18 protein-coding genes and 1 pseudogene are annotated in these 22,780 nt (G+C 59.3%); 4 read left to right on the top strand and 15 right to left on the bottom strand.

The features are described 5' to 3' along the window. Window positions 1-79: 79 nt before the first annotated feature. From BQ7471_RS04115 to BQ7471_RS04105, 3 genes and pseudogenes are all read right to left on the bottom strand, one after another. Window positions 80-1,345, bottom strand: a complete 1,266-nt coding sequence (locus BQ7471_RS04115; RefSeq protein WP_076464489.1) for an ATP-binding protein — start codon at window positions 1,343-1,345, stop codon at window positions 80-82. A gap of 115 nt (window positions 1,346-1,460) precedes the next feature. Next, a complete protein-coding gene (gene ybaK / locus BQ7471_RS04110; protein ID WP_076464487.1) occupies window positions 1,461-1,967 on the bottom strand; it encodes a Cys-tRNA(Pro) deacylase in 507 nt (168 codons plus the stop codon). A gap of 5 nt (window positions 1,968-1,972) precedes the next feature. After that, window positions 1,973-2,361 (bottom strand): annotated as a pseudogene (locus tag BQ7471_RS04105) (YccF domain-containing protein). A 161-nt stretch (window positions 2,362-2,522) separates the two neighbouring features. Between BQ7471_RS04105 and BQ7471_RS04100 the strand changes: the two are divergent. The 3 genes from BQ7471_RS04100 (at window position 2,523) to BQ7471_RS11330 (ending at window position 3,741) form a co-directional block, all read left to right on the top strand. Beyond that, window positions 2,523-3,221 carry a YggS family pyridoxal phosphate enzyme gene (locus BQ7471_RS04100; protein ID WP_076464486.1) on the top strand — a complete coding sequence of 233 codons (699 nt, stop codon included), beginning with the start codon at window positions 2,523-2,525 and terminating at the stop codon, window positions 3,219-3,221. A gap of 51 nt (window positions 3,222-3,272) precedes the next feature. Continuing rightward, window positions 3,273-3,536 carry an SWIM zinc finger family protein gene (locus BQ7471_RS11885; RefSeq protein WP_083663251.1) on the top strand — a complete coding sequence of 88 codons (264 nt, stop codon included), beginning with the start codon at window positions 3,273-3,275 and terminating at the stop codon, window positions 3,534-3,536. 61 nt (window positions 3,537-3,597) lie between these two features. Beyond that, window positions 3,598-3,741 (top strand): hypothetical protein, encoded by a 144-nt coding sequence (locus BQ7471_RS11330; protein ID WP_159438512.1) that lies wholly within the window; start codon window positions 3,598-3,600, stop codon window positions 3,739-3,741. Between the two features lie 88 nt (window positions 3,742-3,829). On the opposite strand, the gene BQ7471_RS04090 is transcribed toward BQ7471_RS11330, so the two are convergent. From BQ7471_RS04090 to ilvD, 3 genes are read right to left on the bottom strand one after another with little or no spacing between them, the layout of a single operon-like run. Continuing rightward, window positions 3,830-4,879, bottom strand: coding sequence for a lipoate-protein ligase small subunit (locus BQ7471_RS04090; RefSeq protein ID WP_076466128.1), 1,050 nt, complete (start codon window positions 4,877-4,879; stop codon window positions 3,830-3,832). A gap of 58 nt (window positions 4,880-4,937) precedes the next feature. Continuing rightward, window positions 4,938-6,554 (bottom strand): citramalate synthase, encoded by a 1,617-nt coding sequence (gene cimA, locus BQ7471_RS04085; RefSeq protein ID WP_076464484.1) that lies wholly within the window; start codon window positions 6,552-6,554, stop codon window positions 4,938-4,940. Window positions 6,555-6,564: 10 nt separating this feature from the next. Then, a complete protein-coding gene (gene ilvD / locus BQ7471_RS04080) occupies window positions 6,565-8,436 on the bottom strand; it encodes a dihydroxy-acid dehydratase (RefSeq protein ID WP_076464483.1) in 1,872 nt (623 codons plus the stop codon). 204 nt (window positions 8,437-8,640) lie between these two features. Here ilvD and BQ7471_RS04075 point away from each other — a divergent pair, with 204 nt between their 5' ends. Further along, window positions 8,641-9,834 (top strand): cobalamin-independent methionine synthase II family protein, encoded by a 1,194-nt coding sequence (locus BQ7471_RS04075; protein WP_076464481.1) that lies wholly within the window; start codon window positions 8,641-8,643, stop codon window positions 9,832-9,834. 135 nt (window positions 9,835-9,969) lie between these two features. Here the strand turns inward: BQ7471_RS04075 and BQ7471_RS04070 are convergent, their stop codons facing one another. From BQ7471_RS04070 to BQ7471_RS04030, 9 genes are all read right to left on the bottom strand, one after another. Then, complete coding sequence (locus BQ7471_RS04070) at window positions 9,970-11,016, bottom strand: LacI family DNA-binding transcriptional regulator (RefSeq protein WP_235821235.1); 1,047 nt, start codon at window positions 11,014-11,016, stop codon at window positions 9,970-9,972. A gap of 12 nt (window positions 11,017-11,028) precedes the next feature. After that, the gene (locus BQ7471_RS04065; RefSeq protein WP_076464478.1) at window positions 11,029-12,390 is read right to left on the bottom strand and encodes a glycoside hydrolase family 13 protein; all 1,362 of its coding nucleotides are present in this window, start codon (window positions 12,388-12,390) and stop codon (window positions 11,029-11,031) included. A 7-nt stretch (window positions 12,391-12,397) separates the two neighbouring features. Beyond that, window positions 12,398-13,219, bottom strand: coding sequence for a carbohydrate ABC transporter permease (locus BQ7471_RS04060; RefSeq protein ID WP_076464476.1), 822 nt, complete (start codon window positions 13,217-13,219; stop codon window positions 12,398-12,400). After that, a complete protein-coding gene (locus BQ7471_RS04055; protein WP_076464475.1) occupies window positions 13,219-14,100 on the bottom strand; it encodes a carbohydrate ABC transporter permease in 882 nt (293 codons plus the stop codon). The genes BQ7471_RS04060 and BQ7471_RS04055 overlap by 1 nt, the downstream gene beginning before the upstream one ends. Window positions 14,101-14,150: 50 nt before the next feature. Then, window positions 14,151-15,431, bottom strand: a complete 1,281-nt coding sequence (locus tag BQ7471_RS04050) for an ABC transporter substrate-binding protein (RefSeq protein WP_076464473.1) — start codon at window positions 15,429-15,431, stop codon at window positions 14,151-14,153. A gap of 76 nt (window positions 15,432-15,507) precedes the next feature. Continuing rightward, window positions 15,508-17,154, bottom strand: a complete 1,647-nt coding sequence (locus BQ7471_RS04045; RefSeq protein WP_076464472.1) for a glycoside hydrolase family 13 protein — start codon at window positions 17,152-17,154, stop codon at window positions 15,508-15,510. Between the two features lie 82 nt (window positions 17,155-17,236). Further along, window positions 17,237-18,949, bottom strand: coding sequence for an alpha-amylase family glycosyl hydrolase (locus BQ7471_RS04040; RefSeq protein WP_205408246.1), 1,713 nt, complete (start codon window positions 18,947-18,949; stop codon window positions 17,237-17,239). Window positions 18,950-19,233: 284 nt separating this feature from the next. Continuing rightward, a complete protein-coding gene (gene cydC / locus BQ7471_RS04035; RefSeq protein ID WP_076464469.1) occupies window positions 19,234-21,039 on the bottom strand; it encodes a thiol reductant ABC exporter subunit CydC in 1,806 nt (601 codons plus the stop codon). Continuing rightward, a complete protein-coding gene (locus BQ7471_RS04030; RefSeq protein ID WP_076464467.1) occupies window positions 21,036-22,637 on the bottom strand; it encodes an ABC transporter ATP-binding protein/permease in 1,602 nt (533 codons plus the stop codon). The genes cydC and BQ7471_RS04030 overlap by 4 nt, the downstream gene beginning before the upstream one ends. Window positions 22,638-22,780: the final 143 nt, after the last annotated feature.

Here is a 22,780-nt window from a genome sequence, read left to right as displayed (position 1 = left end):
CGAAGACCGAGAAGAGTTGTGATGCCCGTCGGCGATCCACCTTCCCTAGAATCCGCCCGTCTATCGAGTCGTTCAGCAGTCACATTCCCAGTGACAGGAATGGGAAGGTGACTGCTCCTCCGTTGGCCGTGTACGTCATGCCGGTTCCGGAAATCACCGCAGCGAATGAGGGCGGCCGATCAGCATCGATCTGCGCTATGGCCGCATTGAGCCTCTCTATGCCGCCTGTTACGGCACCGATCCCGAGTTTGACCTCCACGGCTCCCCAACGTCCATCGGGAAGCTGAAGTATCGCATCGATCTCATAGCCGTTGGAATCCCTGTAGTGGGAGATCCTCCCACCCATCGCTTCTGTCATTACCGCGAGATCGTGAACGACTGCGGATTCGAAAAGGAACCCGAGCGTCTTCACGTCGGACATGAGTACGTCTCGTCCGGCACCCAACGCGGCTGCCGCTAAAGAGGCATCCGCGAGGTGATATTTGCGCGCAGTGCGCAGACGGGCGCGCGATCGCAGTTTCGGCGTCCACGCTGGAACACTCTCAATGACGAACAGCCTCATGAGCAGTCGTAGATAGGAGGCGATGGTCCGTTCTTTGATCTCTGGAACGATCCGCAGAAGATCTTTTCGCACCGTCGCCAGCGTGACTTCGGAGGCGGTGTTTCGAGCCAGCGATCGCAACAACTGATCAATGACCTCCGGTTCGTGCCGAATGGTTCCAAGGACAGCGATATCAGTGCGAGCGATCTCTGCAAGGTAGGCGTTGAGAACATGACTCGCGTCAGTGACTGTCAATGACACTTGTGCGGGGAACCCGGAGGTAAGTAGCGCTGCAACATTGTCATCCAGGGAATACGCTTCGAGAGAGGAAGAGACCTTCTCACCTCCGAAAAGGGCGCGCAGCGACACTGTGGGAATGCTCTTCCCCTTTTCCACCCACGTCATCGTCCGTTGCTGAATCCTCAAGAATCGCCCTGCGCCGGAATGACGGGTGGCATCATCATCAGGGACGGACGAGCCGGTCAAGATGAAGTGTCCGAATCCCTCCAAGGCATCGACGCGTCGTCTCACACGATTCCACACCTGCGGTTCGAGCTGCCATTCATCGATGAGCCGAGGAGAGTCGCCATCGAGTGGTGCCCACGGATCGACAGTCATGAGGTCTTGCACGGCAGGATCGTCGAGGAATACCGCCGAAGCGGCATGATGCACTGCCGTCATGGTCTTCCCGCATCCGCGAGGACCCTCCAAGAGGATCGCACCGCTCACTCTGAGGGCACTTGTCACCTGTTCATCGATGAGTCGCGGAACGTAGCGCTTCCCCAGCATTTGCAACGTATCCATGTATTAAGCATACCCTTGAGGGAGGTTTTGCAGACCATCTAGGAGAGATTTTGCAGACAGTCTAGGGACTGTTTTGCAGGTTATCTGGGGGCGGTTATGCAGATCTTGAGACCGGTCACTCCTGCGCTTGCAGGTCGGCGAGGACGGCGCCGGTGACCTCGATGAAGTCCAGGGGCGACAGTTCCACCGACAGCCCCCTCCTGCCGCCGGAGACGATCATTGTCTCGTGGTCGAGACAGGATTGGTCGATAAAGAGCCGATGGGCACTCGTCTGGCCCACAGGCGAGATGCCGCCGACGACGTATCCCGTCCGACGCTCGGCGATGTAGGGATCCGCCATCTGCGCTGATTTGGCCCCCGCAGCTTTGGCGATGAGTTTCATCGACAGGTGTGTCAGGACGGGGACGATGCCGATGACGTACTCGTCCGGCGTGCACCTCACCATGAGGGTCTTGAAAGCCATCGCCGGGTCGATGCCGAGTTTGTCGACGGTCTCCTCGCCGTAGGCGCGGGCGGTCGACGAGTGCTCATACTCGTGGACGGTGAAATCCACTCCCGCAGCGATGAGGGCCTCAATCGCACTCGTCGGCCCCGTGGTACGAGCGGCTTTTTTCTTACCCATCAGCGTCAAAAGATCGCGACTGCTGGGTCGTCGATGACGACCTTGCCGAAGGGGAAGCAGGTGACGGGGATCATCTTGAGGTTCGCAATCGCCAGTGGGATGCCGACGATAGTGATCGCCTGCCCAGCGGCGGTCGTGATGTGGCTGATCGCGAGGGGATGCCGGCGATGATGAACCACACGATGTTCATGAGGCCAGACCCGATGCCCGCATTGGGGTTGACGACGACGGAGCGTCCGAATGGCCACAGCACATAGCGGGCGATGCGGAAGGATGCGACGCCCGCGGGGATCGTCACAATGAAGATACAGGCGACGATTCCTGCGAGCACATAGGACAGCCACAGCCAGATGCCCCCGAATACGAGCCAGATGATGTTGAGCAGGGTCCGCATGACTCCTCCTTGATGGTGTCTATATCAATTGTCCCGCATCAAAGAGCGGGGTGCTCGCCCAGAGGGGCTCTCACAGGCCCTCATACCCCCCTGATTCATCCCGGACTCGGTCCCTGACCACGCCCTCGGAGGCCGGGTGCGGACGCACTAGAATCGACGTCATGACGATTCTGCAGGGCATTGAATCGGCGATCGACCGTATCGAGTGGGCTCGCGACCGCTACAGGCGCATCGATCCGGTCGCCTTGGAGCTAGCGGTGAAGACTCGCAGCGTCGACGAGTGCGTTGAAGCCGCCACAGCGCTGGCGAACCTCGGTCTACCGGTGCTGCTCGGGCATAATCACGTCCAGGAGGCCCGCGCCACTGCCGCCGATATCCGCCGGGTCTCCGGTGCTCGCATCCACCTCATCGGCCACTTGCAGTCGAATAAAATCAATCAAGCATTGACCTGCATCGATACGATTGAAACAATCGATTCGACCGCACTGGTCGATAGGATCGACGCGAGGGCGCACACCGATGTGGACGTGTTCATCGAGGTGAATGTGTCAGCGGAGCCGACGAAGCACGGATGTGCGCCCGCAGATGTGCCTGCCCTCGTTGAAGCCATCACCCGCAGTGAGCATCTGCGCTTGTCGGGATTCATGACAGTCGGACTCAATTCGCCCGATGAGGCTCCGGTTCGGGCCGCCTACGCCCGCCTGCGGGAGCTGCGCGACGACGCAGCGCAGTCGGCGGGTGTTGAAACGTCCGGCCTTGCACTCTCGATGGGCATGTCGGCCGACCTCGAGTGGGCGATCGCCGAGGGGGCGACTATCGTCCGCCTCGGCACTGCCGTCTTCGGCCACCGCCGCGCATGACTAGGCTCCGCTCCCGACAAGCGATTCAGCGACTGCCACCGTTACGGGTACATCCCCGTATTCGTAACACTTCGTTGGAACGATGATGGAGTCACTGGACAGTGCACGTGCCCCCACTTCGCAGACGGAAACTTCTGCAAACACTTGGTCGCACTCGGCCTAGCCGTCGTTGATGCTGCTCATCCAATTGATGAATCCACTGATCGCGAAGCCACGGCGTCAGAATCGATCGGTGCTGATGACCGCATTGACGACTACCCGGACTCCTTAAGCCCCGAAAACTTGAAAAAGGACTGTCACACTCGCTGCGTATAGCCCGAATGCGACGCACGCTCTCGGATACGCGGCCAACCTCGCGTTCGGTAATACCGTCGGCGTGAAGGATGAACTCAACAACGACTATCGACGAACCTTCTCCATCCGCGGCTTCATCGGATATTGGGAGGCGATGGACTTCGCACACGACGTTGATGAGTTCCTCGTCAAGCTCGAAGGACTACTGCGCGACGGCTATCCGTAATCTAAAGCCCCGGATCACGAAGTATGCGCGTGTCATGATCCCGCCCATTGCAACAGAAACTGTGTGCGTTTTAGCGGGTTGATGCCCGTTACGGCAGGCGGTACGTCCACTCGTCGGTGGCAAACTTCGTTTCACAGCGCTGGCGGGCGACCTCGAGGTCGGCCTCGGTGATCTCGCCGTCGGTCGCGTGGAACTTCTCTTTGAAGTAGTCGTAGAAGACCTTGAGGATCTCCTCGCGCGGCAGGCCGGTCTGTGAGCGCATCGGATCGACCCGCTTGACGGCCGACCTCGTCCCCTTGTCGCGGATCTTCTCCATGCCGATGCGCAGCACCTCGTTCATCTTCACGGCGTCGATGTCGTACGCCATCGTCACGTGATGGATCATGTAACCGTTCGACCAGCGCTTCTGCGCGGCCCCGCCGATCTTGCCGACCTCGGAGGCGATGTCATTGAGGGGGATGTACTTCGCCTTGATGCCGACCTTCGCCAGGACTTCCATCACCCACTGGTCGAGGAACGGGTAGGACTGTTCGAAACTCATGCCCTCTACGAGCGCCGTGGGGACGACGATGGAGTAGGTGATGCAGTTGCCGGGCTCCATGAACATCGCCCCGCCGCCGGTGACGCGCCTCGACACGGTGATGCCGTGCTTGAGGACGCCGTCATGCTGGATCTCGTTCTGATACGACTGGAACGAACCGATGACGACCTGGGGTCCGTTCCACTCCCACAGCCGCATGAACGGCTTGCGCCTGCCAGCCGCGACGTCCTCGACGAGGGTCTCGTCGAGCGCGACATTGATCATGGGGTCGACGACGGGACCGTGGATCACATCGAAGTCGATGTCCTCCCAGGCGATGGCGTGCCCGAGGGCGCGCTTGACGACGATGCCCACCGCGTCGGGGGTGATGCCCATGAGCGTGTCGCCCGGTTCGAGGGCCCCAGACACCCGCTCGGAGATCTCCTTGGACGAGGCCGACGCGGAAAAGCCCTCGAGAGCCTGCGTCATGCGGGTCAATGCCTCATCCGGGTCGAGGAAGAAGTCCCCCGACAGGGTCACATTGACGAGGACGTCCTGATCAACCTCCAGGTCGACGACGACGAGTTTTCCACCGGGCACCTTGTATTCACCATGCATGAGCGACATTGTGCCCCACCAGCACTGTTAATACCAGTTCGCCTCCTGCGCCCCGCGACTACTCGACCAGCAGCGGTGTGACGCCGGACTTGAGCAGGCCCCACCAATAGGCCTCGAAGAGCGCCTCCCATGATGCTTCGACGACGTCGGTGCCGATGCCGACCGTCCTCCAGGTCCGCTTCCCGTCCGTCGTCTCAATGAGAACGCGGATCGTCGCGTCCGTTCCGGCGCGCTCCTCGTCGAGGATCCTCACTTTGAAGTCAGTGAGGCGGAACTCCGCACACACCGGATAATCACGGGTGAGGACGTGGCGCAGCGCCCGGTCGAGGGCGTTCACCGGGCCATTGCCCTCGGCGGTGCGGATATGACGGCGCAGCGTATGGATCTTGACGGTCGCCTCCGACTGGGTGAAGGGCTCACCCTGAACCTCGGCGATCTCCTGTGTCATGACCTTCCACGATTCGACGCGCACGAAGCGTGGCAGCTTCCCGAGTTCGGCCAGCGCCAGCAGTTCGAAGGAAGCGTCTGCGGCGTCGTAAGTGTAGCCCTCGGCCTCGCGCTGTTTGACTTTCGCTGCGAGGAGGCCCGCCGCATTATCCACCGCAGACAGGTCGATGCCGAGCTCTTCTGCTTTGAGTTCGATCGATGACCTGCCCGCCATTTCCGATACGAGCATCCGCATATCATTGCCGACCAATGCGGGGTCGATGTGTTGGTAGAGGTCGGGGTCGACTCTGATCGCGGACGCGTGTAGGCCCGCCTTGTGGGCGAACGCGGACTGCCCGACATAGGGGTCGCGCGCAAAGGGCGGGATGTTGACCAATTCGGAGAACTGGTGGGACACGGAGTCCAGCAGCGGCATCGACTGCTCCGGAATGACGTCGTATCCGGCTTTGAGTTGCAGGTTTGCGCAGCAGGTCAGAAGGTTCGCATTACCGGTGCGCTCGCCGTATCCGTTGACCGTCCCCTGAACCTGGCGCGCCCCCGCCTCGACGGCGGCGATGGTATTGGCGACGGCGCACCCGGTGTCGTTGTGCGCATGGATGCCCACAACGGTGTCTACGAATCCGCTCTCGTCGAGGACGGCGCGCGCACGCCGGATCACCCGCTCGACTGTGGAGGGAAGGTTCCCGCCGTTCGTGTCGCAGGGGATCACTGCAATGGCTCCGGCTGTGGCGGCTTCGATGAGCACGCCGTAACCGTAGGAGTCATCGACTGCCAGGCCGTCGAAGAAGTGTTCAAGGTCGACCATCACGTCGATCCCCTCACTGGTGAGGTATTCGACGCTGTCGCGCACCATCCGAAGGTTCTCCTCCAAGGTGGTGCGCAGCGCCCTCGTCACGTGACGTAGATCCGACTTGGCGACGAGGGTGATGACGGGGGCTCCGCTATCGCGCAGAGCCCGCACCTGTGGATCGTCTGCGGCGCGCACGCCCGCTTTCGTCGTTGCGCCGAAAGCTGTCAGCCTGGCGTTTCTCAACGGCACCGCGCGTGCACGCTCGAAGAAAGCGGTGTCCTTCGGGATCGCTCCGGGCCATCCGCCTTCGATGTAGTCGACTCCGAGCTCGTCGAGGATCGTGAGCGCGGCGAGCTTGTCGGCGATCGACAAGGAGATGCCCTCTTGTTGGGCTCCGTCGCGCAGCGTCGTGTCGTAAAGTGCGACGTGGTCCGTCATGTCCATTCCTTCACTTCAGGACGCGTGACACGTCGCGGGCAGCGCCCTTGGATGCGCTCATCGCGGTCGCGGCGTACAGCTGGAGGGCCGGGGAGACCCGGCGGTCCCTGTTCTTCGGGGTCCACGGGTGCTCGCGCGCCTCTTGGGCTTCGCGGCGCTTGGCGATCTCTTCAGCCGACACGTCGAGGTGGAGGAGTCCCTCGTTGACATCGATGATGATGCGGTCCCCGTCTTCGATGAGGCCGATGAGTCCCCCGTCGGCGGCTTCGGGCGAGATGTGTCCGACGGAGATGCCGGAGGTGCCGCCGGAGAAGCGCCCGTCGGTGATGAGTGCGCATGCTTTGCCCAGGCCGCGCCCCTTGATGAAGGAGGTCGGGTAGAGCATTTCCTGCATTCCGGGGCCGCCTGCGGGGCCCTCGTAGCGGATGACGACGACATCCCCCGCTTCGACGGTCTTATCCAGGATGCGGTCGATTGCCTCCTCCTGGGATTCCATGACGCGGGCATGCCCTTCGAAGTGGAAGAGCGAGGGGTCGACTCCGGCAGCCTTGATGATCGCGCCTTCGGGCGCGAGGTTGCCGAAGAGGACGGTGAGGCCGCCATTGGAGGTGTAGGCGTGCTCAATGTCGCGGATGCAGCCGTTCTCCTCATCGAGGTCGAGTTCGGCCCAGGTGTTCGACGTTGAGAAGGCCTCGGTGGTGCGGACATTGCCGGGGGCGGCGTGCCACAGGTCGAGCGCCTCTTGAGATACCGTCTGCGACTTCGGGTCCCATTCCGCGAGCCAGGCGGACAGCGAGGGCGTATGGGTGGAGTGGACGCTATGCCGCAAAAACCCACCGCGGTCCAGTTCGCCGAGGATCCGGGGGATCCCGCCCGCCCGGTGGACGTCCTCCATGTGGTAGTCGTTGTGGTTGGGCGCAACCTTGGACAGGCAGGGCACGCTCCGTCCGAGCTCCGCAATGTCTTCGAGGTCGAAGTCGACTCCGCCCTCGTGGGCGACGGCGAGAAGGTGGAGGACGGTATTCGACGATCCGCCCATCGCCATGTCGAGGGTCATGGCGTTCCAAAATGCGTCCGCCGAGGCAATGGCGCGCGGAGCGGCCGAGTCGTCCTCGTCGTCGTAGTAGCGCCTGCACAGGTCGACGATGAGGCGACCGGCGCGCGTGAAGAGGCCGCGGCGCGCCTCGTGGGTCGCCAGGGTCGAGCCATTGCCCGGCAGGGACAGGCCGAGGGCCTCAGTCAGACAGTTCATGGAGTTCGCGGTGAACATGCCCGAGCAGGAACCGCAGGTCGGGCATGCTGCGCGTTCGATCGCGAGGAGGGCGTCGTCGGAGACGGCGTCGTTCGCCGTCGCGTTCATGACGGTAATGAGGTTGCCATGGCCTGTGGTCGCCGGTCCGATGATCGTCGACGGATCGATGTTCTTCCCGGCCTCCATGGGTCCGCCGGAAACGAAGACGACGGGGATATTGAGGCGCATCGCGGCGATGAGCATGCCGGGGGTGATCTTGTCACAGTTGGAGATGCACACCATGGCATCGGCGCAGTGGGCGTTCACCATGTACTCGACGGAGTCCGCGATGACTTCGCGGCTCGGCAGCGAATACAGCATCCCGGTGTGGCCCATGGCGATTCCATCGTCGACGGCAATGGTGTTCATCTCCTTGGCGACGCCGCCCGCCTCGACGATGGCGTCGGCGACGAGTTTTCCGACATTGCGCAGGTGGACGTGTCCGGGGACGAACTCCGTGAAGGAGTTGACGACGGCGATGATCGGCTTGCCGAAGTCGTCGTCGCCCATGCCCGTCGCTCGCCATAGGGATCGGGCTCCGGCCATATTGCGTCCCTGTGTAGATGTTGCGGAACGAAGCTGCCTGCTCATATGTCCTCCCGAGGAAAAGTTCTGCGTATAAGACTAGGAGTCATAATCCCGCGCTGCTGGTGGAACCGCCCCGTGGACGTCCCGGCACTGCGCCGGTGTGATGCCGCGTGTCACAGAGGGCCTTCATGTGGACACCCCCTCACCGCGCCCGCCGCGCCGTCGTAGTCTCGTGCCATCTCAGGATCGGGAGGAAGGACTTTCGAGATGACCATCCGTACGACGCATGTGGGGTCCCTGCCTCGCACGAGCGAACTCATCGAGGCGAACCGCTCCCGCCTGGCGGGCTCCCTCACGGACGCCGACTTCGCGCCGATCCTCCAAGACGAGGTCGACTCCGTCGTCAAGCGCCAAACCGATCTAGGCATCAGCATCGTCAATGACGGCGAGTACGGTCACGCGATGGTCGATACCGTCGACTACGGCGCCTGGTGGACCTATTCCTTTTCCCGCTTCTCCGGTCTGTCCATCGAGGATGTCGCCCGCTTCGACATCCGCCCGCCCGCAGGGCGCGAGGGCCGCATCTCCTTCTCGTCCTTCGCCGAGCGCCGCGATTGGCGGCGCTTCGCGGACGCCTACTCCGATCCCGAGTCGGGCATCCACATCGCCAATAAGAACCCCGTCGCATTCCCGACGATCACCTCCGAGATCACCTACATCGGTGAGGAGGCGGTGAACCGCGACATTGCGGGGACCATTCATGCCCTCGAGACGGTGGGCAGGAGCGCCGTCGACGGCTTCATCGCCGCGATCTCCCCGGGATCTGCCGCCCGCATCGCGAATGCCTTCTACGAGGACGATGAGGCGGTCGTGTGGGCGCTGGCAGATGCCCTCCATGAGGAGTACAAGCGGATCACGGATGCGGGTTTGACTGTGCAGATCGACGCGCCGGATATCGCGGAGGGCTGGGACCAGTTCGCCGTGGAGCCCAGCCTTGAGGACTACCGGGCGTTCTCCCGGGTGCGGATCGACGCACTCAACCATGCGCTGCGGGGCATCGACCCGTCGCTCGTGCGCTTCCACGTATGCTGGGGCTCGTGGCACGGACCCCACACGACGGATATCGCGTTCAAGGACATCGTTGACCTGGCGCTGGCCGTCAACGCGAATGGGCTCACCTTCGAGGCGGCGAATGTGCGCCACGCCCACGAGTGGACGATCTGGGCGGATCGCGAACTGCCCGAGGACAAGTACCTGATCCCCGGCGTCGTGTCCCACTCGACGAATGTCGTCGAACATCCCGAACTCGTCGCCCAGCGCATCCGCCAATTCACGGATCTGGTCGGTAAGGACCGGGTCGTCGCGTCGACGGACTGCGGCTTGGGCGGGCGCGTCTACCCGTCGATCGCGTGGGCGAAGCTCGAGTCCCTCGTCGAGGGCGCACGCCTAGCCGACGCCTGACGCGTGGTTCGCACTGCGGCCAGTTATTCGTGCGAGTCCGTGCGATGGTGCGCATTCTGTGATGTGCCGGGCAGTAGTCGTGTGGAGATGAGTCGTATTTCAGTTCGGCATTGTCCCCAGTTTTACACGTCTGTCTTAGTATTGAGGAACATGAGCAGTGGAGTCACGAATGAATAGTGTTGCTGCAAGGCGCTCGTGACGAGGACCTTTATTCACTCCTGCCATGGCATTGACGAGGAACTCCGCAGCGAGCCGCCCTTTCGTCACGATTGGTTGATGGACTGTCGTGAGCGGGGGAAAAGCGGATGCTGCCTCCTCGATGTCGTCAAAGCCTGTAATCGAGAGTTCAGATGGAATGTCCACTCCCGCGCGGTGGGCCGCTTCGAGAACTCCGAGCGCTATGACATCGCTGAAGGCGACAATTGCTGTCGGGCGCTCGTGTTGCGACCACAGGTGTGCGAAGGCTGTTGCTCCGCCTTCCCGGGTGCATGGAACCTGCATGACGCTAATGTTCGGGTTATCCAATGAAAGACCGGCTTCTGCCAATGCGGTGAGTGTTGCATCCATACGTCGACGCACTGACCCGCGCCACAGCAGAGGATCGTTGGCTTCATCTGTGTCAATGACAAGGAGGGCTATTCTCTGATGTCCCAAAGACAGGACGTGTCGGATAAGCTCGATGGTCGCAGGACTCTCATCTAGTGAGATGCTCGACAATCCATCATGAGTTTCTCCATCTACCATGACTGCGGGAACACCGCGCTGCTTTAATGCGGACACCTCTCCTCGATCTTCTTCGAGGCCGCAGACGATGAAGCCGTCGACGGCCGCATAGGGGATCGCCTTGAGCATGGACCCTCGCAGAGGCGGAACCAGCAAAAGCGTGAGGCCTTCACGTTGGCAGATGGCACCAACGCCCTGCATGAACATGGAGTAGTAAGGGTTCTCAAGGATTCGGTCGATTTGTTGTGGAAGGAGGATGCCGAGGCTATTGGTTTTTCGAGTGCGCAGCATGCGAGCTGCAGGATCCTGGGTGTAACCAAGAGAATCGGCAACCTGCATGACGCGAGAGACCGTGGACTCTGCCAATTTCTTCGAATCACGGAATGCCAAAGACACTGTGGACTTCGACACTCCCGCAAGATCGGCAACATCCTGCATAGTCACTCGTCCGGGTTTCACTGTGTCGTTCTCCTATTCTTTTACAAGAATCACGCTTCCAGGGCCGTCGATGAGGAACCCCCCATCAACAGGCATCGATCCTCGCTTGTCCTTCCACTCGCTCGTTGAGCCGAGGCCGCATTCGATTGTGTTGAAAACAGTGCCCTTACCTCGGTGAATCACAAGCGCAACGCTTTGTCGCGCAGACTCACGAACGATGATGACCGTATCAGTATCCCACGCATACGCCCGTTGAGTCCCCCTGCGAAGAGCGACCATTTCACGTCTGAGCCGTCCGAGCTCGCTGACTCGATAATGAATCTCATGGCACCATTCGTCACGATTCCACAGCATTCCAGCCCGGCATCCGGGGTCGTTGCCGCCTGTCATACCGACTTCATCGCCATAGTAGATCATCGGAGCACCTTGACAACCGTACATCAGATCGAGTGCTAGGAGTTCTGCTTCGATATTGCCGTGGTGCCGTGTCAGGAGACGCTCCGTATCGTGGCTGCCGAGAAGATTGAGCATCCCGTGATGGAAGCCCTCAGGAATGGAGACTTGCAGGGTTTCAAGTCCCTGAACGAACTCGTGTGCGTTCAGGGACTCGTCCGCAGTGAATCCGAGGATGAGATCTCGCAGCGTATAGTTCATCGTGCCATCTGCCGTATCGCCGGTCAGCCATTCCTCCGGACTCCTCCACTCTTCAGCAACGATATACAGCTCCTCATCGATTCCTTTGACCACTTCTCTGAAGCGCCGCCAAAAGTTCTTGTTGATGAAATAAGGGACATCGAGACGCCAGCCGTCTATGCCTCGTTTTATCCAATGTCGGGCGACTGATAGATGATGATCCCTGACTTCCGAGTTGTGCACATTCCATTTTGGAAGATATTCACACCCGGAACAGGTTCGGTAGTTGGGCGTTGGAGCACTCGAAATAGGAAACTCTTCAACATAGAACCAGTTAACGTAGCGAGAGTCCGCTTCATTTGCAATAACATCTTGAAAAGCGGGATGAGTGCGACCGCAATGGTTGAGCACCGCATCTAGCACTATTCTCATTCCTCGTCGATGAGCTTCGTTCACAAATTCTACAAAGTCTGAATCTGTTCCCAGTCGACGATCAATAGAGAAGTAATCTTCAGCGTCGTATCGATGATTGGTATCGGCTTGGAATATCGGGGTGAGATATAGCGCATTTGCTCCGAGTTCACGGATGTGGTCGAGATGCTCGACGATTCCTCTCAGGTCACCTCCGAAGAAGTTGTCGCGCGTCGGCTCGCTATTCCAGGGGACGACGCCACTCGGATCGTTGGAGCGGTCTCCGTTTGCGAATCGGTCTGGGAAAATCTGGTAGAAGACGGCGTCGTGCAGCCAGCCTGGTGTTGTCATGTGTCGATCACTCTTTCATTCCTGATGCAGCGATTCCTCTGACGAGGGCCCTCTGGAAGAGGAGGAACATGAGGATGCTGGGCAGGGTTGCAGTAATAGTTCCCGCCATGAGGTAGTTCCACGAGGTCCCGTAGCGTCCCACAAATGCGGAGAGTCCGATTTGAATCGTTCGATGAGAGTCCGTATTCGTCACGAGCAGCGGCCAGAGGAAGTCATTCCACGCAAAGAGGAAGCTGAAGATGCACAGCGTTGCCAACGCTGGTTTCGCCAGGGGGATGACGATGCGAAAGAAAACGCCAATCCTGCTACAGCCATCGATCCTAGCAGCTTCTTCGAGTTCGACAGGAATCGCGGTAAACGACTGGCGCAACAGCACGATTCCGAAGACATCGGCCAAGCGGGGGACGATGAGCGCGGCGAGGGTGTCGATCCATTGCAGTTTCGCAATGATGATGTAGGCAGGGATGACTGTAACGAACGTCGGAACCATCAGTGCCGCGAGTAAGACGAAGAACAGGAGGTCTCTTCCTGGGAAGCGCAGTCGCGCGAATGCGTAGGCGGCCATCGCATCGAAGACGACGTGTCCGACGACGATTCCCACCGACATAAGAGCAGAGTTGAGGTAGTACTGAGCGAAGGGGGCTGCGTCCCAGGCCTTCAGGTAGTTCTCCCAGTGCCATGATGTCGGCAGGATTGAGACCGATGTATAAGTCTCCGCTCGCGTCTGTAAAGATGTTGTGAACATCCAAAGGAACGGAATGATGACTGTAGCCGCACCGAGGATCAGGAGAAGATGCCGCAGGAGTCGGAGTGATAGTGACTGTTTCATCAGCGTTCTCCATTGTGGTTGACGCGCCACTGAACGAGAGTGACTCCGAGGATAAGGATGAGTGTGATAAAGGCTATGGCGGTTCCGTAGCCGAATCCGTCAAGGCGGAACGCATGACGATACATCATCATTCCAAGAACGTCGGTCCCCCCTCGCGGCCCTCCTTCAGTGAAGACGTATACGAGGTCGAATGCCTGAAAGCTGTTGATCAGGGCTTGGACTGTGACGAAGAAGGTCATCGGTCGGAGAAGCGGTATCGTGATGAACCTGAAACGCTGCCAGGCGGATGCGCCATCGAGTTGTGCCGCTTCGTATACCGACTCTGGCAGCGCTTGTAGCGCAGTGAGGTAAAGGATCGCATTGAATCCGATATTCTTCCACACTGTCAATAGAATCAATGCTCCCAGTGCGATCCAGCGATTCTGGAGCCAATCGATCCCCTTCACTCCGATTGTGGAGAGAAGCGTATTGACAAGTCCGGCGTCGTCGAGCATGTATTTCCATACGATCGCGGCGGCGACGGACGATGTGACAACTGGAAGGAAGTAAATCGTTCTATAAAGACCTCTACCATGGAGCGGAGAGTCGAGGAGTAATGCGATTGACAAACCCGAGACAAGGCTCAGTAAGCATACACCGATCGCGTAGATGAGGGTGATCAGGAGACTGTTATGAAACTCGGGATCTCCTGCGAGCCGAATGTAGTTATCAAGCCCAACGAAGGTCTTATTCGGGGAGAAGCCATTCCAGGTTGTTAGACTGGTGTACCCGGCCGAGACGATCGGATAGAGGGTGAATACTCCAATGGTAATAACAGCTGGAGACAGGAACACTGCGGCCGTAGCATTCTGTTCCCAATCCGTCTTCGACTTCGTTCTCACGAGCGGAGTCCCCTTTCTGTGCTTCAATCCGTCGTCTCGGCCGAGAAAACTCAGTTCTGTGAAATGATGTTGTTGACGGCTGTTTCGGCGTTGGCCAGCGCAACCGATACGCTAACCTCTCCGGCGAAAGCCCGTTCCATCTCCCTTGCGAAGGCGTAAGAAATCTTCGGATACAAAGGAGTGTTAGGTCGGGTTCTCGCATACGCCATCTGTTCCACGTATGGCATGAGCCGCGGCTCATTCTCCGCCACCCAGGTGCGGTACTGATCCCCTTGTGCAACGGACTGTAGCACCGGGATCATCCCCGTGGCCTCGCTCCATGCGAGCACCTGCTCCGGCTGCAACAACCACTCGATAAATTCACCTGCAGCTCGCGTCGTCTCGGGAGAATTCTCGAATATCATTGCCTGCTCGCCACCGAGATTCGTGACCGGTTTACCGCCCTGAGGATGCGGAAGTGGTGCAACATCGAAGTCGAATGGGGGGTCCTGCGCCCAGATGCCCACCATCCAGGATCCTTCTTGAGCCGCTCCCCCGTTTCCCTTTTCGAATTCTCCCCAGCCGGCGTACTTACTCACGCCACTGCTGAGGAGACTCATCCAGAATTCGGCCGCCTTGAGCCCTTCGGGAGTATTGAATGCCGCTGCGGAGTTATCCTGATTTAGGAATTCTCCTCCTGCCTGCCATAGGCTGACTTGGAAATTCCACGTGAGCCCCTCTCCGTTGTCGCCGGCCTCTGTATACAGGTCGTACCCCGGTTTTCCAGTCTTCTCAACGATCTTCTTCCCCTGCTCGAGAAGTTCATCCCACGTCGCGGGAGGATTGTCAGGATCAAGGCCTGCATCTCGGAAGACTTCACGGTTGTACATGTAGGCGAGATTGTTGGCCGATACGGGAACGGAGACCTGTTTGCCTTCGATCGACCCAAATTCTTGGAGCGCGGGATTGATGTCATTGATGACGTCTTTCGACACAACCTGGGAGAGGTCGGAAAGAGTACCCATCTGCGCGATTTGAGGAACCCAGACGAGATCTCCGATCGCTATATCAGGTAGCGTCTTTGAGGTTGCAGATGTTTTGAGTTTTGTAAGGAAGTCGGAATTTGGAACATTCGATGCGACTACCTTCACATCATCGTGGGTGTTGTTGAATCGTTCGACGAGCGAATCGAGCTGATCCGCATTGGCACCGTCCCAGTAGTGCCACAGTGCGACCTCCGTCTTGCCTTCGCTTCCCCCCGCGGAGTAGTCGGCGGGTGTTGAAGAGCATCCCGTCAATAGAAGGATGAGCGCGGTCGTTCCGACTATTGCGGCACGCTGATGTGTTCTCATGTGTCTCTCCTACTTGTTGTGATTGTTCTATCTGTCCCAGTGTTCAGGCATATCGGGTTGCCATCAGATTCGCTCTTCATTTCAAGCGTTTGAACCAATTGGTTGAGTTTCCGGCTAGTATGCTCGGATCATCGGAAGATGATGATGTTGTCATCATGAGTTCTCCCAATTCGTCGACGCTCTTCAGCGAATACGGTTGTGAATTTGCATTCACAAAACAAAAGAATGCCCCATTGCCGAATAGGAGAATTCCCTCCGGCGCGCTCTCATCCCATTCGATCCGATCAATGTCGGAACGATATTCTCGACGAATGCGAAGCATCTTCTGCTCAAGGCGAAGAAAAGAGTCCGGGTCGTCGAATTGTGAATCACGGTTATACGAACGGTATTCTTCCGGCTGTGGGAGCCATGGCTTACTTGCATCCGCTGGGCTGAAGCCGCACGTCTGACCCAAATCCGTCCACGGCATTGGAATCCGACACCCGTCACGACCGTATTCTTTTCCCGTGGAACGGAACCAGATGGGATCTTGTCGGCATTCGTCGGGGAGTTCTAGCACCTCGGGAAGTCCGAGCTCCTCCCCTTGATACAGGTATACCGTTCCCGGAAGAGCCAGGACGAGTCCAATGGCTGCCTTCGCTCGACGGATCCCCAGCTGGATGTCTACAGGGTCACGGCGGCGTGCTGCGCCCAGCATGTCCTCTGCATCTGGTTCTTGATCATATTGTTCTTGTCCGTATCTGCTGACGGCTCGATGGACATCATGGTTGGCGAGCGTCCACGCAGGACCGTCGACGCCATTGGATAGCGACGTTCCCTTCTCAATGGCGGCTCGCAGGCGGTGCGCCACCCACGGCTGAACCAACAAGTCGAATGAGAACGCCTGGTGGAGCTCATCTGTCGCGCTGTAGTGGGCGAATCTCTTGGGATCTCGTACCCACACTTCGCCGACGAGATACTTCGGAGGATTGTATTCATCCGCAATCCTGCGCCAGCGTCGGTAAATGTCGTGGACCTCGGGTTGGTCCCACATTCCTTCCGAGGACAACGACGTATGAGAACCGCTACGCGGAATCTTTCCAGCTTTGACGAGTCCGTGTGCTACGTCGATGCGAAAACCGTCGACACCTCGCTCGAACCAGAATCGCAGCACCGATTCAAACTCGTCACGAACCTGCCAGCTGCGCCAGTTGAAGTCCGGCTGTTCGGAATCGAAGGAGTGAAGGTACCACTGTCCATCGGAGACCCGAGTCCATGCGCTGCCGCCGAATACGCTCTTCCACGCGTTCGGTGCGGAATCGCCATTCTCTCCATAACCGTCAACGAAGATGAATCGTTCGCGAGCATCGCTCCCATTTCCAGTCGATAATGCATCTTGGAACCACGGATGCTCGGAGGAGCAATGGTTAGGGACGATATCCATCACGACCCTCAGTCCCAGACGATGTGCGTCGCATACAAGGGCATCGAAGTCCTCGAGTGTTCCATAATCGGCGTCAATGCTCCGATAGTCGGCGATGTCGTAGCCGTGATCATGTTGCGGCGACTGATAACACGGGTTGAGCCAGATGGCGTCACACCCCAGATTCGCGATATAGGACAGCTCCGACCGGAGTCCCTCAAGATCGCCGACTCCATCACCGTCAGAATCCTTAAAAGATCGAATATACACCTGATAGACAACAGCATTACGCCACCATGCGTCGAAATTCTCACTCGTCATACGAGATTCACCTTCATGTCCTCCTAGAGGTGCTGCGAGAAAGAGGTCAAAAAAACTCTCTCCCACAGCACCTCAAGTCGTGTTAGAACTGCGGATAGATATCGATCGTTTGACCACCGATCCCTGTATAGTCATCTCCAACGGACCATGTCGTGTCATTAAGCAACGGCTTGAACTTGAAGGATTCTCCTGCGGAAATTCGCTCGAACTCGAACTCCCAGATATCATCTGAAATATTCCGCATTCCTCGTCCCACATCCCATCTCAGAGGGTAGGAATTTCCTCGAACGGTGATGCTGTTTCCCAATCCCGTGTTGAAGTGCACGCGGATTCTCGTCGTATTTCGGAGCTCTGGAGAGTAGGAAGAGTCGCTACTATCAGCTGCGAAGACCGCCGACTCATGCTCTCCTAGTGTAACTTCGATCTGCCGTCCCGTCGGACCGCCACTCACGACCGTTGTCGTGACTTGCGTATTCATCAAATTACGCAAAACTGAACCAACCTGAAGCGAGCTTTCAGTGCGGATGGGAATCGTCAATGTCCGCTCATCCCATGAATTGCTTGACACGGTAATAGTCTCATCACCAGAGACCGAGTCGATTCGCGAGAATGCATACGCATTCCGATCTGCCCACATTTCACGCTGAGTTCCGGTACGCAGAGCGGGATGATTCCTTTTCAGCTCAGAAAGACGCTGAATATGCTTATAGATCGGAGCATTCTCATCAAAGGATGTCATATCTTTACGATTGTCTTTATTTGCAATCGGCACCTCACCTCCATTTCCATTTCCATCATCCGCCTGTTCCGTCCCGTAGTAGATCACAGGAATACCTCGCGATGTCATTTCGAAGGTCAATGCAGAGCGAAGTCTCTGATAATTGTCATCCGCCCAGGTCAGGAATCGGGCGCGGTCATGATTATCAATGAAGGTCTCTAGTCTGTTGGCGTTTTGATACTTGTAGTCCTGCGCGAACAGCGATGAGATTGCGCGCATGTCGGTATCTGCCGCGAATGCTTCACGAACACTGAAAAAGTAAGGGAAGTCTAACACGCCCCATTGCGGGCCTTGATACTGCGAGACGTAGTCGACATCACCCACGAACACCTCGCCGAAGGTTGGAACTCCCATCTGGTTCTCGAATTCGCCGAGCCATGGTTTCGGGACAGAGCGTGCTGCATCCACTCGGATTCCATCGAATCCCATATCTATCCAGTCCCGATATGTCTGCATGAGGAATTGAGAGACCTGCGGATTCGACTGATCTAAATCATCCAATCCGCCGAGGTCGCAGTTCTCAATCTGCTCCTGACTCTCCTGACCATTGAAGAGACAGTCGCCCGAATGATGATACAAGGCGGGATTATTTAATGGAGAAGCCGGTTGATAGGAATCGTTCGCATAGCTCGTTGCGAAGGCATCGAGGTAGTCGGCTGTATGATTCGGCACGACATCCAGAATCATCTTGAGTCCAAGACTGTGCGCCGTATCAATAAGTTGTTGAAGTTCCGCCGTGGAGCCGAAGTGCTGGTTAGGAGTAGCGAAGTTTTTCGTGAAGTATCCATGATAACTCCCCTCCTGCCCATCCTTCGACAGCGGCTCTTGTTCAGAAACCGGCGATAACCAGATTGCGGTCACGCCTAGGTTCGAGATGTATGGGAGGCGAGAAGTGAGCCCCTTCCAGTCCCCTCCGTGGTAGAAACCTAGATCATCCGGATTGTAGGCCCCGTCTCCAAGATCATCATTTGAAGTGTCTCCGTTTTCAAACCGGTCAACAAGAACCTGATAGATCACATCCCCTTCGGTTAGTGGACCAGGAGATTCCACTGTTGGTTGAGATTGCGCAGATTGTCCCGGGAGGAGGGCCGCGAAGACGACAAGCCCTGCCGTCAACACCCCCGCCATCGTATGCCTCGATGCTCGACTGAGTTGCATAACACTACCTTTCAGACGCCTTTGTCGTGAGTACTCACACCCCAGTTGTATGAGTACTAGATCGATCTAACTGCATGTCTAGCCATCTTGTCAACCCCCTCTATAGACTCGTTTCAGCCGGGTCAGACAGGTAGCGCTTCAGATCAGTTGACTCGCTCTTCCCGGGCGACGAGGGCGGTGAGGGCGCCTCCTTGGGCAAGAAGATCCTCATAGCGACCGCTTTCGACGACGCGTCCGCAGTCCATGACGATGATCTGATCGGCGTCGGAGACGGTGGAGATCCTGTGGGCGACGACGATGAGGGTCCGCCCTCGGGTCGCCTCGCGGATGCCATTGAGGACGACCCTCTCAGTGTCCGCATCCACCTGCGAGGTCGCTTCGTCGAGGACGGTGATGGGCGCGCCGCGCAGGAGCGCGCGGGCCAGTGCAAGGCGCTGACGTTGCCCGCCCGATAGTCTCTCCCCCATGTCGGCGACATTCGTGTCCATGCCCTCGGGCTCGCGGGCGACCCACTCGTCAAGGCCGACTCTCGCCAGAGCGCTCTCAAGTTCCGAGTCTGTTGCCGATGGCTTGGCGAGCAGGAGATTCGCCTTGACGGAGTCGTTGAAAACATAGGGACGCTGAGGGGCGGAGGCAACGAGGGAGCGGAGGTGCTCCACCGAGAGGTCCCGCACATCAACACCGCCGATGCTGACAGACCCCGAGTCAGGGTCCCACATACGGGTGAGCAGAGAGGCCAGAGTCGATTTGCCGGAGCCGGAAGCGCCGACGATCGCAGTCACGCTCCCCGCCCTGATATTGAGCGACACGTCGTGGAGCACTTCGGGGCGGGTCGCGTTGATCGGCCCATCGGAGTCGAGCGCGATCACCGGGTAGGTGAAGGAGACGGAATCGATATCGATATCGCCCCTCCCATCAGAGTCGATGGGCTGCACGGGGTCGGTGATGAGGGGGTCGCGTTCAGTGACGGCGAAGACCCGGGCGGCGGATGCGAAGGCCTGATCGAGGTCCGCCATGAAGTCCTCAACGGCGATGATCGGACCGAAAGATCCGAGCGCGATTCCGAGTGCGAGGCCGATGTGGGGCAGTGTCAGTTCTCCCCGCGCATGCAGGTCGATGCCGAGGGCGCCGATGGTGACGAGGCAGAGGCCGAGTACCGCCTGGTTGAGTCCGCGCCGCGTGGCGACCCATGAGGCCGCAGTTGCAAGACTCGTCCCGATCCGCCTCTCGATTCGCGTCATCTCGTCGAGTCTGCGCTCCTCGATGCCGAAGGCGAGGACTTCGCGCACGCCTTGCACTGTATCGGTGACGTGGGTGGCGAGGCGTCCTCGCTCAGCGCGCAGCGCCCTCGCCGCGACGTCCGTTCTGTTTACGCCGAGACTCGGAATCACGATGCCCGCTGCGGCGAGGAACAGAGTGAGCGCGAGCGCGAGCCACCAGGAGGTCATCATCCCCATACATGCGACGCTGATGAGCGGAACAACGAACGCGGTCGCTATGGGAGCGAGTGTGTGCGCGAAGAACACTTCGATGCGGTCGATGTCTTTGGTGACGCGGTTGAGCAGGTCGCCCGCGTCTTGCCCCTCGGTGGCGGCAGGCGCCTGTGGCTCGAGCCGGTCATAGAAGTAGTTGCGCAAGGTGGCGAGCGAATGGAAGGCGACGTAGTGGCCTGCGAACTGCTCGAGGTAGCGCGCCAGACCTTTGAGCAGCGACATTGCAATGAGGGCGGCGATGACGCCCCCGATGCTCCGCTCCGGTGCAGCGCCCGCGGGGATCGCGATGACTGCCCATCCTGCGAGGGCGAAAAGTCCGACGCCGAGCAGGAGGAACACGGTGCGCGCGAGGATCGAATAGGCGAGCGGCCACAAGACTGCGCGCGTGACGGTGAGGAGCTTCGCCGCGAGGACTCGTCGGCTGTGGTATCCGGCTGCGGAGTGTGCGGCGCTCATCGCAGCTCTCCCCCCGCGAGTTCGACCATGCGATCGGCGTTATCGATGGTGGCGCGCCGGTGTGAAATGGTCAGCGTCGTGCGCCCTCGTGAGGCGTCGTCGAGAGCCGCGAGGATCTCCCGTTCACTGGTGAGATCGACGTGTGCGGTCGGTTCGTCGAGGATGAGGAGAGGAGCGTCTTTGAGAAGCGCTCTGGCGATGGCGACGCGCTGGGCCTCTCCGCCCGACAGGGCGAGGCCGCGCGAGCCGACCGGGGTGTCGAGGCCATCGGGCAGTCGGCTCATGAGCTCGTCGAGGCGCGCCGCTTTAAGAGCGTTGGCAAGTTGAGCCTCGGTCGCGTCTGGTCGGGCGATGAGGAGGTTGTCGCGGAGGGTTCCAGTGAACAGGTAGGTCGTCTGTTCCACGACTCCGATGCGCGAGCGCGTCCATGCGAGGGGCACGTCGGCGAGGTCCTCGCCCTCGATGAGGATGCGACCCGCGTCCGGGCGCCGGTGTCCCTGTATGAGCGCGCTGAGTGTCGATTTTCCGGCTCCTGAGGCTCCCACGAGGGCGACGTTCTCTCCCGCTTCGAGGGTGAGCGCCGCATGGAAGAGGATCGCAGTCTCGCCGTCGTAGGAGAAGCACAGGTCCTGGGCTTCGAGGGCGCCGGGCTGTGCGGGTCGGTCGGGCCAGGTGGCGCCAGGCGCGTCCGATGAGGCGGGGGGCGTCGAGGTGAATCGAGTGATCTCCTTGCCCGCAGCAATCCCGCCCATGCCGATGTAGAAGAACTGTCCGATGCGATCGAGCGGATCGAGCATGATCGAGGAGAGGAGGACGAGGGAGACGCCCTGTCCGATGGTGATCGCCCCGTGATCGACTCTGACGAGGGCGAGGGCGGCCGCTCCGGTGATCATACCGAGGCTGAAGACTGAGTCGATGACGAGGAGAATGAGCTGATTTCCTGCGAGGTAGCTCATGACCCTGCGCCTGACCTCTTCGGAGGCCCGTGCGAGGGCGGCGCCCATGGCCTTTCCGGCGTTCATGAGCACGAGCGCGCCGAGCCCCTGAATGGCGTCGAGCTCTTGGGCGGCGAGGGCGCGCGAAGCGCTGCGGTAGCGCCCCGACACGGGCTTGAAACTCTTCTGGAATGCGAGGACGCACGCCGAGACGAGGGGGATCGCAATGGCGAGGATGCCGCCGCTCAGCGGGTCGATGAGGGTCGCGACGATGAGGACGACGAGTAGCGGTGTGGTGAGCGAAGCGATCATGGAGGCGATGAAGGTCGCCCGGTAGACGGCATTGCGCTCGACGCCGTCAGTCGCGGTGTTGATGGTGCGTCCCGCGCGCTCATTGGTGCGCTCCGATGGTCCGAGGGCGATGACCTGGCGGATGACCGAGTGGCGGATGCACTGTTCCATGCCTCCAACTGCGCGGCCCCCGATGAGGGACACCGCCCAGGCGCATGCGCCTGATGCCGCGACCGCCGCTATCGCCCAGGGTGCGTGAGTCCACCGGTGCTGGGCGAGGGCTTCATCGATGCCCGAGCCGACGAGGATGTAGGCGATGGCGAGTGTCAGGGATGATAGCCATGACAGGGCGACGATGATGCCGTTCCTCACGGAGCAGACCTCCCGCTAGCACAGTAGATAAGGCTTACCTTAATAGCATTGTGACATCCTGTCACGACCGTTTGAATTCGTGCACATGAACAGGGGCGTGACCTCGAACCATTGTCGAGAGCACGCCCCGGCCGAGTCACGGC

Source organism: Actinomyces mediterranea (genome assembly GCF_900155595.1).
GTDB lineage: Bacteria > Actinomycetota > Actinomycetes > Actinomycetales > Actinomycetaceae > Pauljensenia > Pauljensenia mediterranea.
This window is presented reverse-complemented; position numbering and strand designations above follow the sequence as displayed.

Coding starts and splice junctions, on each gene's coding strand:
- BQ7471_RS04115 (WP_076464489.1), bottom strand. CDS start 1,345: ATGGATACGTTGCAAATGCTGGGGAAGCGCTACGTTCCGCGACTCATC.
- BQ7471_RS04050 (WP_076464473.1), bottom strand. CDS start 15,431: ATGAGAACACATCAGCGTGCCGCAATAGTCGGAACGACCGCGCTCATC.
- cydC (WP_076464469.1), bottom strand. CDS start 21,039: ATGAGCGCCGCACACTCCGCAGCCGGATACCACAGCCGACGAGTCCTC.
- ybaK (WP_076464487.1), bottom strand. CDS start 1,967: ATGGGTAAGAAAAAAGCCGCTCGTACCACGGGGCCGACGAGTGCGATT.
- BQ7471_RS04060 (WP_076464476.1), bottom strand. CDS start 13,219: ATGAAACAGTCACTATCACTCCGACTCCTGCGGCATCTTCTCCTGATC.
- BQ7471_RS04075 (WP_076464481.1), top strand. CDS start 8,641: ATGACCATCCGTACGACGCATGTGGGGTCCCTGCCTCGCACGAGCGAA.
- BQ7471_RS04045 (WP_076464472.1), bottom strand. CDS start 17,154: ATGACGAGTGAGAATTTCGACGCATGGTGGCGTAATGCTGTTGTCTAT.
- BQ7471_RS04065 (WP_076464478.1), bottom strand. CDS start 12,390: ATGACAACACCAGGCTGGCTGCACGACGCCGTCTTCTACCAGATTTTC.
- cimA (WP_076464484.1), bottom strand. CDS start 6,554: ATGACGGACCACGTCGCACTTTACGACACGACGCTGCGCGACGGAGCC.
- BQ7471_RS04100 (WP_076464486.1), top strand. CDS start 2,523: ATGACGATTCTGCAGGGCATTGAATCGGCGATCGACCGTATCGAGTGG.
- ilvD (WP_076464483.1), bottom strand. CDS start 8,436: ATGAGCAGGCAGCTTCGTTCCGCAACATCTACACAGGGACGCAATATG.
- BQ7471_RS04090 (WP_076466128.1), bottom strand. CDS start 4,879: ATGCATGGTGAATACAAGGTGCCCGGTGGAAAACTCGTCGTCGTCGAC.